Raw genomic sequence first — 14146 nt, forward strand, 5'->3', positions numbered from 1 at the left:
TTTCGCCGGCCCCGCCTACTGAGATCGCTTTCACTGAACTTCCCTCCACAGATCGTCGGGTGCTGGCTGGCTGGTTTCTTGCGGCGCGGGGGCAGGAGGCAGCCGGCGCCCGCGCACGTACCCGAAGGCAGTCGTGGCGAGCACAGCCATCACCATGGCCGAGCGGCCGAGTCCGGCCAGGTCATTGCTTCGCACCGCGTCGCGAAGTCCGGCAAACACGGCGCGCGGCAGGACCTGCCTGACGTAGCGCCGTTCCGGGCCGAGCGCCCGCTTGTGCCCGACGAGCCGGCTGACCCGGGCCTTGGAGATCCCCTCGGACCAAGACCGCGAGAGCATGTACTTCAGCGTGCCGCGCTCCCTAGGAACGTGGTGGTGCACAACGGCGGCGGGCTCGTAAACGACCCGCGAACCGGGGGCGCCGATGACCGCCCGGATGCACAGCTCCGTCTCTTCGCAGCCGAGGGGTTGCGCGTCCTGCCGGCCGAGGTCCGGATTGAACCCTCCAACGCGCTTCAGCACGTCGGCCCGGAAAGACATGTTCGCGCCGATCACGTTGCGCACTTCGGCGGCGACTTTGGGCAGTCCGTGGTAGGTGCAGCCGACGATCCAGTCGAGTTCCTGGGCGAAGTAACGCGGCCGGCCGGCGTCCCAGACAGGCTGCACGCTGCCGCCAACGGCGAGCACATCGTCGTCGTCGTACATCGCCGCGAGCCGTTCAATCCAGTCCGGGGCAGCCTCGGCGTCGTCGTCCAGGAACGCCACGATCTCGGCGGTGGCGACGCCGGTTCCGGTGTTCCGGGCTCCGGACAGGCCCTTGGGGCCGGTGTTTTCCACAATCACGACGTCGGGAACGGTGAAGATGAGCCGCTTGTACAGTTCCACGTTGTAGTCGACGACGACGATGGTCTGCTGCGGGCTGTGCGTCTGGATCCGGAGCGAATCGAGGGCGCCGATGAGCATGTCCCATCGCTCTTCCGCGTAGGAGCAAATAACGACGGACACACTGGGCAACCCCGAAATCTGGGACATCCTATTCCCCTACCGCTAAGCCGAGGACACTCCGCGGATCCGTGGGAATATGCGGGAATGCCTGGTTCGGATACTTGTATTTGACTCGCCGCAGGGCCTCGGGCCGGGCGCCGGCGGTGGGTGCCTCCCAGCTGATGCGTTCTCGGGTCAGGGTGCGGAGGACCCGCCACCCGTCCCGGAAAGTGTGGAGGTTCGAGTTCCCCGAGATCCGGGCCAGTTCGCGGCTGGGCACCTCGGCGATCCGCAGCCCGGCCCGGGAGGCCCGCACAATCAGCTCGGTTTCGATTTCGAATCCGTCCGACTGGAGCTCCAGCACTTCGACGCATTCCCGTCGAAGGGCGATGTAGCCGTAGCAGAGGTCGGAGAAGTCGCTGCCGAGCACGAGGTTGGCAAGCGCGGTCAGCATCCGGTTGCCGGTGGTCCGCAGCAGGGTGATGTCGTCGGAGCCGCCGCCCGTGACGTAGCGGGATCCCTTGACGAAGTCGTACTCATGCTGCAGCGGGGCGACCAGCCAGCCGATTTCCTGGGGGTCCATGCTGCCGTCGCCGTCCAGCATGACGATGATGTCGCCTGAGGCGGCAGCGAAGCCGGCGCGGACCGCGGCCCCCTTGCCTGCCCTGGACTCGTCCACCACCACGATGTCGAGACGCAGTGCCTTGGCCACTTCGACCGTGCTGTCCAGCGACCGCCCGTCAACGATGACAACCTCGTCCACGTAGGACGGCATGCGGCGGAGGACCCAGGGCAGGTTCATGGCTTCGTTCAAGGTGGGGATGACCACGCTGACGGAAGCTGGAATCATGGGCGGCGTCGTCTGAGGGCGCGATTTTGATGAAAGATTCGGGATGGACATTTGCCTCACCACTCAATGACGTTGTTTGCTTTCGCCCCAACTGCAGTCGATTCCCGGTTTCTCAGGAACCAGCCAGTAGATCTACGTGCGTACTGCCCGCTGCGGCAACTTCCGTGATTTCCCCCTTTCCATAATCGGCTCAGGAGCTTGTAAAAACCTTGGGCAAGGTTGCAGCTTCAAGTTAAAATTGACGGGCTGCAAAACCGTTGATCGGAGCCGCCGTCGGTGTCAAACTGGCGCAATGCGGATACCCGGTGAAGGCGGCGTTACCCGACAGGCCAGGGGTCGGACGCCTCGTTTGAGGCGCCTGCTCGTTCCGGCCGTCGTCCTGCTACTCGTCGGGTGCTCCAGCGTGGCCAAACCGGATGGGGCGGCCCCGTCAACGCCGCCGACCGCACCCAGTGCCGAGTCCACGACGGCCACCCCCGGTGCCCCGTCGACGCTGCCGAATGCGCCGGCTCAGACGGCGCCGCCGACTGTGCCGGCTCAGTCGGCTCCGGCCGCATCCGCCCCCCGGCCTGCTCCGCCGCCATCAACCCTCTCGGACTTGGAACTGGCCTCGTTGCAGACGATGCCGGTGGGGGATCTGCCCGGCTGGAAACAGGTTTTCACCGAGGACTTCACCCAAGGCGATGTCCCGCTCGGGGCTTTCCCGGGGCCCGCCTACCAGGCGCGCTGGAGCGCCGGCTACAAGGACGGGACACCGGACACCGCGGGCCAGGCCAGCGGAGGCAAATCCGGCTATTACCCGACCAAGGTGCTTAGTGTGACCAATGGCGTCCTTGACTGGTTCGTGCACTCGGAAAACGGGGTGTTCATGGGCGCCGCCCCGACGCCCAAGATCCCGAACGCCAGCACCGCCCCGCCGCGGGCCAACAGCCTGCTCTACGGCCGGGTTTCGGTGCGGTTCAAGGCCGATTCGCTGGCCGGGTACAAGACGGCGTGGCTCTTCTGGCCGGACAGCGGGGTCTGGCCGCGGGACGGGGAGATCGACTTTCCCGAGGGGGACCTGGCCGGCATCATCTACGGGGCGGCGCATTATGCCGCACCGCAGGACGGGTTCGACGTGTTCGGCTCGACGTCGAAGTACACGTCCTGGCACGTCGCCACCACCGAGTGGAGTCCGGGGCGGGTGGAGTTCCTTCTCGACGGGCGATCCCTGGGGGTCAGCACAAAACTGGTCCCCGCCACGCCGATGCACTTCATCCTGCAGACCGAGGCCTGCCTCCCGACGTGCCCGGCGCCGCAGACCCAAGGGCATGTCCAACTGGACTGGATCGCTGTCTGGTCACGGCTTTGAGCTGCTACTTCCGGCGGATCTCGAAGGCGTCGGTGTGGCTGTAGCCTTCGGCCGGAACCAGTCTCGCGGTCAAGGAGCCCTGCCCCGCCGTTACGTCCAGGGTGCCCAGCGTGGCGTTGCGGTTCTTGCCTGACCAGCTGGCGAAATACCCGACTTCGGGGTCGTCGTCGTGGACGTTGTAGTGTCCGATGCCGCCGATGCCGACGCCCACAAAGACCGTCCCGGCCCCCTGCACCATGGTGTTGTCCGTGTCGGCCAGGCACTGTGCCGAGAACGATGCCGGGACCAGAGCGGGGCAGCCTCCGGAAAGGCCCAACTGGTGCGTTCGCTGGTACACGTGGTCATGGCCGGACAGGACCAGGTCCACCTTCTTCTCGATCAGCATGTTGGTGAACTCCTCGCCGGGCTGGCAGCCGTAATTGCCCAGGCTGAAGCACGGGGCATGCATGCCCACCACCGTCCAGGGGATATTGCGGGCCTTGGCCCCGTCCAGCGCGTCCGAGGTCCACCGCCAGCGCTCGCTGCCCCGGGAGTAGTCCAGCGGCTGCCCGCCACGGAAGTCGATGCCGGGCGAGACCATGACGATCCGCACCACCGGATTCTTTTCGGGCACGTCCACGTACCACTGTGTGCCGTATTCGCCCTGCAGCCCGGGCAGCCTGTTGGGCAGGCACTTGACGATGTTGGCGATATCCCCCTCGTGTCCGTCACTCTCGTGGTTGCCGGTGACGACCTCGTAGGGGAAGCCGGCCCCGAGCTTTTCGGTCACCAGGTCGCAGAACTGTTGCTCGATTCCCGCCTTGTAGGTGTAATCCCCGAGGGCCAGGTTCATTTGCGGCTTGATCCGCGCGATCACGTCCAGCACCTTCCGGGCGCCGGAGCCGACGCCGGTGTCCCCCTGGGCGGTGAAATGCACGGAGGAGCCCTCGATGGGCGCGAGCGAAGGCCCCGGCGAGGCGGGCGACGTCGGAAGCCCCGCTGAACTGGACGGCGGCGGCTGCGGGGTCTCCGGGGTGCACGCGGCGAGCAGCAGGCCGGCCGCCAGCAGGGCCGCCGCAACGCCGGCCCTGCGCGGTGAAAGGGATATTCCGGCCACGATTCCTCACATCAAGAGTCTGAGCCCGGCCGGCGGGACCAGGCAGCGACGGACAACTCGGCGGCTGCTAGGCCTAGGGTAAGCCCGGTCGCGTGGCCGAAGCCAGAGGTCATGGGGCTGCGGGCGGCCGGCCGGCCGCCGGACCCGGCAGCCGGCGCATCTATCGCCGCCCGGGCTTCCTCGTTAGCATGCATCTTGGGACTTCAGATTCCCGGCGGCCATGCCCGCCACCGATGCGAAGGAGAAACGGCGATGACCCTGCCCGAAGGATTGACCCCCGGTGTCTGGACGTTGGACATGTCCCACAGCGAGATCGGTTTCAGCGTCCGCCACGCCGGAATCAGCAAAGTGCGCGGTCGCTTCAACGAGGCCTCGGCGGAGGCGCGTGTCCGGGATTCCCTGGCCGACGCCAGCCTGCACGCCACCATCAAGACCGCCAGCTTCGATTCCGGCGACGCTAATCGCGACGGCCACGTGCGCGGACCCGACTTTTTCGACGTCGAGAACTTCCCCGAGATGACGTTCCGCGCGACGTCGGTCAGGGGCGACGGCGAGGACTACGTGCTCACCGGTGACCTCACCATCCGGGGCGTCACCAAGCCGGTGGAGCTGGAAGTCGAGTTCACCGGCGTCGCGGTGGACCCCTTCGGCGCGACCCGCGCAGGCTTCAGTGCCGAGGCCGATATCAGCCGCAAGGAATTCGGCCTGACCTGGAACGCCGCCCTCGAAGCCGGCGGACTGCTGGTCAGCGACAAGGTCAAGATCAATGTTGAAGCGGCGATGGTCAAACAGGCCTGATTCAGGGGCGGCTCAGGGCAAACCCCTGATCCGGATCCGCGGCCGGCGGGAGACAATGGAGCCATGAAGACACTGCTCAACATCATCTGGCTGGTTTTCGGCGGCCTCTGGCTGGCGCTGGGATACTTCCTTGCCGGCATCATCTGCTGCCTGCTGGTCATCACTATTCCGTGGGGGCTGGCTTCATTCCGGATCGCCTCCTACACCCTGTGGCCCTTTGGTCGCATGGTGGTGGACAAGCCCGGCGGCAACGGCGTCTTTACCCTGCTCGGAAATGTCATCTGGCTGCTGGTGGCCGGCATCTGGATCGCGATCGGGCACGTCGTCACGGCGTTCGCCATGGCGATCACCATCATCGGCATCCCGCTGGCTATCGCCAACCTCAAGCTCATCCCGGTGTCGCTGATGCCGCTGGGCAAGCAGATCGTTCCCACCGATCGGCCCTTTGTGACCGGCTACCGCTAAGCCCGGCCCGGGCGCACCACCACGAGGAAGCCGAGGAAGAGCGCAGTGCCAGAGTCAACGTCTCCCGAAGCAGTGCCCAGCGATGATGAGCTGATGCTGGTCATCACCCGCGAGTTCCAGGTCCCGATCGCGGCAGTCTGGTCAGCCCTGACCGACGCTGACCAGGCGCCCGCCTGGTGGGGTCCCCGGGGGTTCCACGCCCCGCGGGAGAGCATTGATGCCGACCTTGAAATCGGCGGCCTCTACCGAGCCTGCCTGGTCCAGGACGCCACCGGGCAGGAGTACTGGTGGAGCGGTGTCCACACGGACATCGAGCCGCCCCATCTGTTCGTGTTCACCCACGCCTGGGACAAACCGGACGGGACCAGGGGCTTCGAGACTGAAGTGGCGTTCCGGCTGGAGGAGATCGACGGCGGCACCCGGATGACGTTCACGCAGGGGCCCTTTGACTCGGCGGAGAACCGGGACAGCAACGGCACCGGCTGGCGGGAGTCCTTCGACCGCCTCGCCGAACATCTCCGCAGCGGCACCTAAGTGGCCCCGCGACGTGGTTGCGGCTACGGTTTCAGGGCCGCGGACTCGCGGATTTCGTAGCTCAAGCCCTGAAGCTCCGCGTCGGCCTCGTTGACCTGGATGCGGTAGCCGTCGGGGTCCTGCACGGTAAAGAACCGGCCGAAAGTCTCATCCACGATGGGCGAGGGCTCGTAGCCGGCGGCGGCCAGGCGCTCCGCCACCGCGTCGAGGCGCTCGTCGCTGGTGAACTGCAGGGCCACCGCGCCGGCGTCGTCGTGCGTTCCCGGGTGTTGGGCGATGTGCAGTCCCAGCGAGCCGCCGGCCGCGCCGAGGTCGGCCCAGGTGCCGCTCGTCGCCTCGGTCCGTTCGGCCAGGCCCAGCACTACGTAGAAGGCGCGGGAGGCCTCAACGTCGCGTACGAAGCGGATCGGGGTGATTCTCATTCGCTGTGGCCTTTCTTCGAGTCCAGGGTCCGGGCCAATGCCTCTTCCACAAAGGCGGACAATGACAGTCCCTCCTCGATGGCGGCATGCTTGACCCGCTTCACCAGCGGCGCCGGCAGATAGACGTTGAACTGCACCTTCTCTGTCATGGCTAGAATGCTAGCAATCTAGCCCTCGTCGCGCAATGGGCCGCCGTCTATTGCCCGGCGCTCGGGCACCGGATCCGGATTAGTCCAGTTCGCTTTGCAGGTTCCGCCGGGCCGCGTCCTGCCACAGCTCGCGGCCGCGCGCGGTGTGGAAGAGCGGGTCCAGCTCCAGCAGCTGGCGGACGACGGCGGCGCGCCCGGCGGCGAAATCGGCGTCGCCGATGTGCGCGAAGTCTTCCCGGACCGCCGCGAGGTAGCGGGCGTAGGCCGACGGCTCCCCGGCCAGGACGGAGAGATCGGCGTCGCTGAGCAGGGCGGCCGGTTCGTCGTCGGGATCCGGACGGTGCTCCGCCGTCATCCTGACCAGCCGCGCGACCTCCGCCACCTCGCCCGCCGGCAGCCGGGCGTGCTCCAGCCGCTCCTCCGCAAGCCGGGCCGATTCTTCTTCGTCGTCGCCGGCGATGCCGCGGTAGACGGCGTCGTGGAACCAGGCCGCGAGCAGTACGGCCCGGGACGGGCGTGCCGGCGCCGCCAGCAGATCGAGGGCCTCCAGCACGGCGAGCAGATGGGTGCGGCCGTGGTACTTCCGGTGCTCCTCGCCCCAGCGGTCCAGCAGGTCCAGGAAGAGCGCGTCGTGGCCCGGCAGCACCTCGTTCCACCGGGTCAGCAGCGGGAGCTTCAGGGATGCGTTGCGGCGGCGCGCCGGAATCCGCAGGCCGCTTCCGATCAGCTTCCGCACGAGGACCCGGCCCTCCACCGGGACCGCGCCCGCGGCCACGAGCGCACCGTAGCGGGCCTCGGCCACGTCGTAGTGGTCGCCGTCGAACGCCCGCTCCGGGATGTCCGCGGCCCGTGCGAAGGCATGCAGTTCGGCCAGGGAGCTGTCGGAGATGAGGTGCGAAAAGTGGGTTCCGTGCGCGGGCCACAGCGGCGGATCAAGGTAGATCATGCAGGCAGTCTACGAGGCGGACGGCAGGATGTTCTGGTTGCCGCGGAAGACGTTGCCCGGATCAAACTCGCGCTTTACCCGGGCCAGCCGGGCGTAGTTGTCCTCGCCGAAGGCCGCCCGCACGCGCTCCGCGCCCTCGTCCCCGACGAAGTTCAGCCACACGCCGCCGTTGGCGTACGGGGCGATGTCCTGGCGGAACCTCTTCACCCAGGCTTTGGCCTCCTGGCCGCCCTCCGGCGTCTCCTCGATGCCGAAGGGGTGGGTGACCCACTTGGCGCCGCGGTTCTGCAGCGGCGTGCCGGCTGCGGCCGGTCCCGCGACCGCGCCGCCCCAGCGGGCGACGAGCTGCTGGGAGTGCGCGCCCGGAAGGTGCCGCGCCGAGTCCACGATTACGTCCAGGGCTGCGTCCGGCAGCTCGTCGTGGTAGTCCGCACTCCAGTAGTTGTAGAGGTTGGGCGGGTCGTCGATCATGCACTGGAAGTCGGCGTAGTTCATGTCGCCGACCAGGTCCACTGCCGGGCCCAGCTCGCGGAACGGGGCCGCGTGCTCCGCCCCGGCAGCCGGATCGCCGGCGTAGAGGTAGGCGAGGCCAACCGCCTGCTGGCCGACCATGTCCTCCGGGACAAAAGGTTCCGGCGGCGCCGTCAGGTAGACGAGGGCACTGCCGACGGCGTCCGGCGCGGCCAGCGAGAGGTCCCGGTAGGCACGCGCGAGGTCGGCGGAGGCGGCTCCGGGCCAGAGCATCAGGCCGGCCTGCACCGTGGGCCCCAGCTCGTGCAGCCGGAAGGTAAAGGCGGTGGCGACGCCGAAGTTCCCGCCGCCGCCGTGCAGCGCCCAGAAGAGTTCGGGGTTCTCCTGCGCGCTTGCGGTGACCCGTTCGCCCGCCGCCGTCACGAGCTCCACCGACAGCAGGTTGTCGCAGGCGAAGCCGAACGAGCGTTCCAGCCACCCCGAGCCGCCGCCGAGGGTGAATCCGGCCACCCCGGTGCTGGAGGCCCGTCCGCCGGTGGTGGCGAGGCCGTGTTCCTGGGTGGCGCGGTCGAACTCGCCCCAGTTGACGCCGGCCCCCACCGAGACAGTCTGGTTCTCCCGGTCCACCGTGATGGACTTCATCGGCCGGACATCCACCACCAGTCCGTCGTCGTTGGTGGACATGCCGGCCACGGAATGGCCGCCGGCCCGGACCGCGACGTCGAGGCTGTTGTCCCGGGCGTAGGCCAAGGCATCGGCCACGTCGGCTGCATCCGCGCATTGGGCGATGACGGCCGGGCGCCGGTCGATCATCGCGTTGAAGAGTTTTCGAATTTCGTCATAGTCCGTGCTGTCCGGCCCGACCCATTTCATGGCAGTGCTCCCTAGCCGACCGCGGCTCCACCCCACCCCAAAATCGTACGGCTGATGGACCGGCCGGGCTACAGCTTCCCGCTTCCCGCCGCAACCGGCGTGTCCCGAAGATGATGGGCTTTGGTCGAGTAGATTGACGCAAATACGGACTACAGTGTCCGTATGACTCGTATTCGCGTCTCCGAAGCCGCGCGGTTCCTCGGCGTCAGCGACGACACTGTCCGTCGCTGGACCGAGAACGGCAGCCTGACGCCGCTCAGGGATGAGTCGGGCCGGCTCGCGGTCGACGGTCTGGAGCTCGCCACCCTCGCCCGGGAACAGGCGAAACTTCCGGATGACCCGGCCCGGGCCGGGAGCTCGGCCCGGAACCGTTTTGTCGGACTGGTCACCGCCATCACCGCGGACACCGTCATGGCCCAGGTGGAACTGCAGTGCGGTCCGTTCCGGGTGGTCTCCCTAATGAGCAGCGAGGCAGTCCGCGAACTGGGCCTGGAACTCGGCTCGGTGGCCACCGCCGTCGTCAAGGCCACGACGGTGATCATCGAAAGCCCGCACGTAAGGGCCTTGATATGAGACGGCCCGGGAAGGCAGCCGCGCTCCTGCTGGCGGGAGTTCTGGCGGCCGCTGCCGCCGGCTGTGCCGCCCCCGACGGCGGGAGCGGGACCGGCAAAACCCTGACGGTGTTCGCCGCGGCGTCGCTGAAGGCGCCGTTCACGGCGTTGGCCCGGGAGTTTGAGACCAGTCACCCCGGGACCAGGGTCGCGCTCAGCTTCGCCGGCTCCGCCGACCTCGCCACCCAGCTCGGCCAGGGCGCCCCGGCGGATGTCTTCGCCTCTGCGGACCGGAAAAATATGGCCAAAGTCGCGGACGCCGCCCTGTTGGAGGCTGCTCCCAGCGACTTCGCCAGCAACGTCCTGGCCATCGCCGTCCCGCCGGCCAACCCCGCGCACATCGGCTCCTTCGCCGATCTGGCCCGGCCGGGGACCAGGCTGGTGGTCTGCGCGGCCCAGGTCCCCTGCGGTGCGGCCGCCGCAACGATTGCGGGCAGGGCCGGCGTGGCGCTGAAGCCGGTCAGCGAAGAATCCGCCGTCACGGATGTGCTGGGCAAGGTCACCTCCGGGGAGGCCGACGCCGGGCTCGTCTACGTCACCGACGTCAAGGCCGCCGGAGACAAGGTCAAGGGGATCGCCTTCCCCGAGTCCGCCTATGCGGTCAACAAATATCCGATTGCCGGGGTAAAGACGAGCAGGAACAAGGAGCTCGCGGCGGCCTTCGTTGCCCTGGTCACCGGTTCCGAGGGGCAGAAGATCCTCGCCGACGCGGGCTTCGGGCGCCCGTGACGCGGCACGGCTACAGCGGCATTCCGCGCTGGGTGCTGGGTATCGCCGCGGCCGGGGCGCTGTTTATCCTGCTGCCGCTCGCGGCCATGGTGGCACGGGTCAAGTGGGCACTGTTCATCCCGCTCCTGACCTCGGACGCCTCGCTCACCGCCCTGGGACTGAGCCTGCGGACGGCCGCGGTGAGCACCGCGCTCTGTGTGCTCCTCGGGGTCCCGCTGGCCCTGGTGCTGGCCCGGGCTGACTTCCCGGGCCAGCGGCTGCTGCGCTCCTTCGTGCTGCTGCCGCTGGTGCTGCCGCCGGTGGTGGGCGGCATCGCGCTGCTCTATACCTTCGGCCGGCAGGGGCTGCTGGGCCGGAGCCTCGAGGTCGCCGGGATCCAGGTCGCGTTCTCGACGACGGCGGTGGTGCTCGCCCAGGCTTTTGTGGCGCTGCCGTTCCTCGTGGTCAGCCTCGAGGGTGCCCTCCGCTCCGCCGGAAGCCGGTACGAAGCCGTGGCCGCCACCCTCGGCGCCCGCCCCACCACGGTGCTGCGCCGTGTCACCGTGCCGCTGGTGCTGCCCGGCCTCGCCTCCGGAGCGGTCCTCTCCTTCGCCCGCAGCCTCGGCGAGTTCGGCGCCACCCTCACCTTCGCCGGCAGCCTCCAGGGCGTCACCCGCACCCTGCCGCTGGAGATCTACCTGCAGCGCGAAACCGACGCCGACGCCGCCGTCGCGCTCTCGCTGCTGCTCGTCGCGGTGGCGGTCATCGTCGTCGGGCTGAGCTACCGCGGCCCCTCGCCCGCCGGGCGCCCGGCAGCCAGCCCTGCGGCGGCCGAGCGGGAACGGCCATGACGTTCACGTTCGACGCCGCCGTCGCTGACCGCGGCTTTGACGTCTCGCTGATCCTAGGGGAAGCGGAGACCGTGGCGGTGCTTGGGCCGAACGGGGCCGGAAAGTCCACCCTGCTCTCCGTGGTGGCCGGCCTGCTCCGCCCCGATGCCGGCCGGGCGGAGGTGGACGGACGGGTCCTCTTCGAGCTCGGGCCCGGGCAGAGCACCTGGACCCCGCCGCACCGCCGCGGCACCGCCCTGCTGGCCCAGGAACCGCTGCTGTTCCCGCACCTGAACGCGCTCGAAAACGTTGCGTTCGGTCCCCGGAGCACCGGCGTCCCACGGGCCCAGGCGAGGCAAGCGGCCAGGGGCTGGCTGGCGGAGGTCGACGCCTCGGATCTTGCCGGCCGTCGGCCCGCGGAACTCTCCGGGGGCCAGGCCCAGCGGGTGGCCGTGGCCAGGGCGCTGGCCGCCGACCCGGGACTGCTGCTGCTGGACGAGCCGATGGCTGCCCTCGACGTCCACGCGGCCCCGCTGCTGCGGCGCCTGCTGAAGCGGGTCCTGGCCCGGCGCCGGGCCATCATCGTTACGCACGATGTGCTGGACGCCTACATGCTCGCCGACCGGGTGATCGTGCTGGAGGAGGGCCGGATCACCGAGGACGGCCCCACCCGGGACGTGCTGCAGCGGCCCCGCAGCCGCTTCGCCGCAGGCCTCGCCGGGCTGAACCTAGTGGCCGGCACCGTCACCCGGGCGGGGCTCCGGACGGCCACGGGCCAGGACTTCGCCGGCCGGCATGAGGATCCGCCGGTTCCCGGCCAGAGCGGCGTGGCGGCCTTCCCGCCGTCGGCCGTCTCCGTTTTCCTCGACGAAGCGCACGGCAGCCCGCGCAACTCCTTCCCGGTCACCGTCACCGACCTGGAACCGCGCGGTGACCAGATCCGCGTCCGGGCCGGTGAGCTGTCCGCGGACGTCACCCCCGCCGCGTCGGCCGATCTTGGCCTGGCGCCGGGGGTGCGGGCCTACTTTGTGGTCAAGGCGGCCGCGGTGTCGATCTACCCGGCCTAGGGTGGAGAGAGGCTTGCCCCGCAACCAGGAGGAAATCACGTGCAGCACAATCCAGCCCCGGCCCATGGACGCACCGCTCTGGTGGTCGGAGCCAGCGGCATCGCCGGCTCCGCCCTCGTCGCTCTCCTTGCGGAAACAGGCAGGGATGTCCTGGCCATGTCCCGCGGCGGCGTTGCCCGCCCCGGTGTGCGGCCCGTCAGTGCGGACCTCACTTCTCCGGAGAGCCTCGCGGCCGCGCTCGCCGGAGAAAACCCGACCCACGTGTTCTTCACAGCGTGGTCGCGGCAGGACACGGAACGCGAAAACATCGACGTCAACGCCGCGCTGCTGCGGAACCTGCTCAACGCGCTGCAGGGCAGCCCGGTGAAGCATGTGGCCCTGATGACCGGGCTGAAGCACTATCTGGGCCCGTTCGAGGCTTATGCCGCGGGGGAGATGCCGGACACGCCCTTCCACGAGGAGGAGCCCCGGCTGCCGGTGCCCAACTTCTACTACGCCCAGGAAGACGAACTGTGGGCCGCAGCGGAACGCCAGGGATTCAGCTGGTCGGTTCACCGCGCCCACACGGTGATTGGCCACGCGGTGGGCAACGCCATGAACATGGGGCTCACCCTCGCGGTGCAGGCGTCGATCTGCAAGGAACTGAACCGGCCGTTCATCTTCCCCGGCTCCGAGACGCAATGGAACAGCCTCACCGACATGACCGACAGCGGGCTGCTGGCAGAACACATGGTCTGGGCCGCCACGGCGGAGTCAGCGGGCCACCAGGCCTACAACATCGTCAACGGCGACGTCTTCCGCTGGCGCTGGATGTGGCCGCGCCTGGCCGCCTACTTCGGCGTCGAGGCCGTCGGTTTCGAGAAAGAGCCCCGGCCGCTCGAAGAGCAAATGCGGGGCATGGAAGGGGTGTGGGCGGACATGCCCGCCGGGCACGGGCTCGCCGAGCCGGACCTCGCGCGGGTTTCCACGTGGTGGCACACCGACGGCGATCTGGGGCGAAACATCGAGGTGCTGGCCGATATGAGCAAGAGCCGCCTCGCTGGCTTCACCGGATACCGCCGGACCCTGGACTCGTTCACGGGGCTGTTCGACCGGCTCCGGGCGGACCGGCTGATCCCCTGACACCTGGCCGTGCTCGGTGGTCCGAAGACTACCCGGGCTGAGTGCTTTGGTCCTTGGTTTCCCTGGCCTTGTTGCGGACCGGGTGCTGGCTGACGATCGAGACGCGGTTGAAGGCGTTCATCGTAATGGCGAGCCAACTAATGGCGGAAAATTCGGCGTCGCTGAGGTGTTTGCGCGCCAGGCGGCCCTCGTGCTCGCGGGCGGCGGCGTCGGAGATGTTGGTGATGGCCTCGGCCAGGGTCAGCGCGGCACGTTCCTTCTCGGTGAAAAGGTCCGTGTCACGCCAGGCCGGGAGTACCGCCAGGCGCTGGGCCGATTCGCCGTTCTTGACGGCGTCCCCCACGTGCAGGTCCAGGCAGAAAGCGCAGCCGTTGATCTGCGAGATGCGCACGTTCAGCAACTCGATCAACGTCTCGTCCAGGCCTGCCTCGGTGGCGGATTCCTTGACTTTGAGGCCCAGCCCGTTGAGCGCCCGCCATGCCGCGGGGTGCTCTTTATCCAGGAAGACGCTGCGCCGGCCGTGCTCGGGGGTCGAAGTCTCACTCATGCGTCCCAGCGTACAGAGGTCCGGCCAGCCCCGCCCGCGCGGCGTGTGACAAACTTGTCAAACGTGTGACAGACTTTATGCGTAGCCATTATTCGATCCGGTGGTCGGTTCCTTGGGGGAGCCGACCGCCGGATCGCTTCTTTATGACGGACATGCCCATCCTTCGGCCCCGCAAGCGGGCATGCCCATTGCTCGGCTTGAACTGGTCCCCGGAATCAGAAATGGAAATCCAAGTCCAACTTCCGGGGACCAGTTCAGCGCCCAGGGTGGGCATGTCCAGCGGCCCGCGTCCAGGATGGCACAGGATGGGCAAGTCCGCCAGCGC

The 14146-nt window shown here is 68.5% G+C and carries 17 protein-coding genes; 9 read left to right on the top strand and 8 right to left on the bottom strand.

All coding sequences use genetic code 11. The features are described from left to right. Positions 1 to 30: 30 nt before the first annotated feature. A complete protein-coding gene (locus ACZ5Z0_RS11050; RefSeq protein ID WP_464108461.1) occupies positions 31 to 1029 on the bottom strand; it encodes a glycosyltransferase family 2 protein in 999 nt (332 codons plus the stop codon). Between the two features lies 1 nt (position 1030). Then, positions 1031 to 1831 carry a glycosyltransferase family 2 protein gene (locus ACZ5Z0_RS11055; RefSeq protein WP_464108462.1) on the bottom strand — a complete coding sequence of 267 codons (801 nt, stop codon included), beginning with the start codon at positions 1829 to 1831 and terminating at the stop codon, positions 1031 to 1033. 598 nt (positions 1832 to 2429) lie between these two features. Between ACZ5Z0_RS11055 and ACZ5Z0_RS11060 the strand changes: the two genes are divergently transcribed. Next, positions 2430 to 3182: a glycoside hydrolase family 16 protein gene (locus ACZ5Z0_RS11060; protein ID WP_464108463.1), complete on the top strand. Its 753-nt coding sequence runs from the start codon at positions 2430 to 2432 to the stop codon at positions 3180 to 3182. 4 nt (positions 3183 to 3186) lie between these two features. On the opposite strand, the gene ACZ5Z0_RS11065 is transcribed toward ACZ5Z0_RS11060, so the two are convergent. Further along, positions 3187 to 4278 carry a metallophosphoesterase gene (locus ACZ5Z0_RS11065; protein ID WP_464108464.1) on the bottom strand — a complete coding sequence of 364 codons (1092 nt, stop codon included), beginning with the start codon at positions 4276 to 4278 and terminating at the stop codon, positions 3187 to 3189. A 252-nt stretch (positions 4279 to 4530) separates the two neighbouring features. Between ACZ5Z0_RS11065 and ACZ5Z0_RS11070 the strand changes: the two genes are divergently transcribed. The 3 genes from ACZ5Z0_RS11070 (at position 4531) to ACZ5Z0_RS11080 (ending at position 6075) form a co-directional block, all read left to right on the top strand. Beyond that, positions 4531 to 5076 carry a YceI family protein gene (locus ACZ5Z0_RS11070; RefSeq protein WP_464108465.1) on the top strand — a complete coding sequence of 182 codons (546 nt, stop codon included), beginning with the start codon at positions 4531 to 4533 and terminating at the stop codon, positions 5074 to 5076. Positions 5077 to 5139: 63 nt separating this feature from the next. Continuing rightward, complete coding sequence (locus ACZ5Z0_RS11075) at positions 5140 to 5541, top strand: YccF domain-containing protein (protein ID WP_464108466.1); 402 nt, start codon at positions 5140 to 5142, stop codon at positions 5539 to 5541. A gap of 45 nt (positions 5542 to 5586) precedes the next feature. Then, positions 5587 to 6075 carry an SRPBCC family protein gene (locus tag ACZ5Z0_RS11080; RefSeq protein WP_464108467.1) on the top strand — a complete coding sequence of 163 codons (489 nt, stop codon included), beginning with the start codon at positions 5587 to 5589 and terminating at the stop codon, positions 6073 to 6075. Positions 6076 to 6098: 23 nt separating this feature from the next. On the opposite strand, the gene ACZ5Z0_RS11085 is transcribed toward ACZ5Z0_RS11080, so the two are convergent. The 4 genes from ACZ5Z0_RS11085 to ACZ5Z0_RS11100 form a co-directional block, all read right to left on the bottom strand. Next, positions 6099 to 6497 (bottom strand): VOC family protein, encoded by a 399-nt coding sequence (locus ACZ5Z0_RS11085; protein ID WP_464108468.1) that lies wholly within the window; start codon positions 6495 to 6497, stop codon positions 6099 to 6101. Then, complete coding sequence (locus ACZ5Z0_RS11090; RefSeq protein ID WP_464108469.1) at positions 6494 to 6646, bottom strand: ribbon-helix-helix domain-containing protein; 153 nt, start codon at positions 6644 to 6646, stop codon at positions 6494 to 6496. The genes ACZ5Z0_RS11085 and ACZ5Z0_RS11090 overlap by 4 nt, the downstream gene beginning before the upstream one ends. Before the next feature lie 79 nt (positions 6647 to 6725). Then, positions 6726 to 7592, bottom strand: coding sequence for a DUF4031 domain-containing protein (locus ACZ5Z0_RS11095; RefSeq protein WP_464108470.1), 867 nt, complete (start codon positions 7590 to 7592; stop codon positions 6726 to 6728). A 9-nt stretch (positions 7593 to 7601) separates the two neighbouring features. Continuing rightward, positions 7602 to 8936, bottom strand: coding sequence for an FAD-binding oxidoreductase (locus tag ACZ5Z0_RS11100; RefSeq protein ID WP_464108471.1), 1335 nt, complete (start codon positions 8934 to 8936; stop codon positions 7602 to 7604). A gap of 162 nt (positions 8937 to 9098) precedes the next feature. On the opposite strand from ACZ5Z0_RS11100, the gene ACZ5Z0_RS11105 reads away from it, so the two are divergent. Genes ACZ5Z0_RS11105 through ACZ5Z0_RS11125 form a run of 5 tightly spaced genes read left to right on the top strand, consistent with a single transcriptional unit; the run spans position 9099 to position 13274 of the window. Continuing rightward, positions 9099 to 9509, top strand: a complete 411-nt coding sequence (locus ACZ5Z0_RS11105; RefSeq protein WP_464108472.1) for a TOBE domain-containing protein — start codon at positions 9099 to 9101, stop codon at positions 9507 to 9509. Continuing rightward, positions 9506 to 10276, top strand: a complete 771-nt coding sequence (gene modA / locus ACZ5Z0_RS11110) for a molybdate ABC transporter substrate-binding protein (RefSeq protein ID WP_464108473.1) — start codon at positions 9506 to 9508, stop codon at positions 10274 to 10276. Before ACZ5Z0_RS11105 ends, modA begins: the two co-directional genes overlap by 4 nt. Beyond that, positions 10273 to 11106: an ABC transporter permease gene (locus tag ACZ5Z0_RS11115; protein WP_464108474.1), complete on the top strand. Its 834-nt coding sequence runs from the start codon at positions 10273 to 10275 to the stop codon at positions 11104 to 11106. The genes modA and ACZ5Z0_RS11115 overlap by 4 nt, the downstream gene beginning before the upstream one ends. Then, positions 11103 to 12152 carry a sulfate/molybdate ABC transporter ATP-binding protein gene (locus ACZ5Z0_RS11120; RefSeq protein ID WP_464108475.1) on the top strand — a complete coding sequence of 350 codons (1050 nt, stop codon included), beginning with the start codon at positions 11103 to 11105 and terminating at the stop codon, positions 12150 to 12152. The genes ACZ5Z0_RS11115 and ACZ5Z0_RS11120 overlap by 4 nt, the downstream gene beginning before the upstream one ends. A gap of 39 nt (positions 12153 to 12191) precedes the next feature. After that, complete coding sequence (locus ACZ5Z0_RS11125; protein WP_464108476.1) at positions 12192 to 13274, top strand: SDR family oxidoreductase; 1083 nt, start codon at positions 12192 to 12194, stop codon at positions 13272 to 13274. A gap of 28 nt (positions 13275 to 13302) precedes the next feature. Here the strand turns inward: ACZ5Z0_RS11125 and ACZ5Z0_RS11130 are convergent, their stop codons facing one another. Continuing rightward, positions 13303 to 13821, bottom strand: a complete 519-nt coding sequence (locus ACZ5Z0_RS11130; protein ID WP_464108477.1) for a carboxymuconolactone decarboxylase family protein — start codon at positions 13819 to 13821, stop codon at positions 13303 to 13305. Between the last annotated feature and the right edge of the window lie 325 nt (positions 13822 to 14146).

It is taken from the genome of Arthrobacter sp. T2-23, from assembly GCF_055398325.1.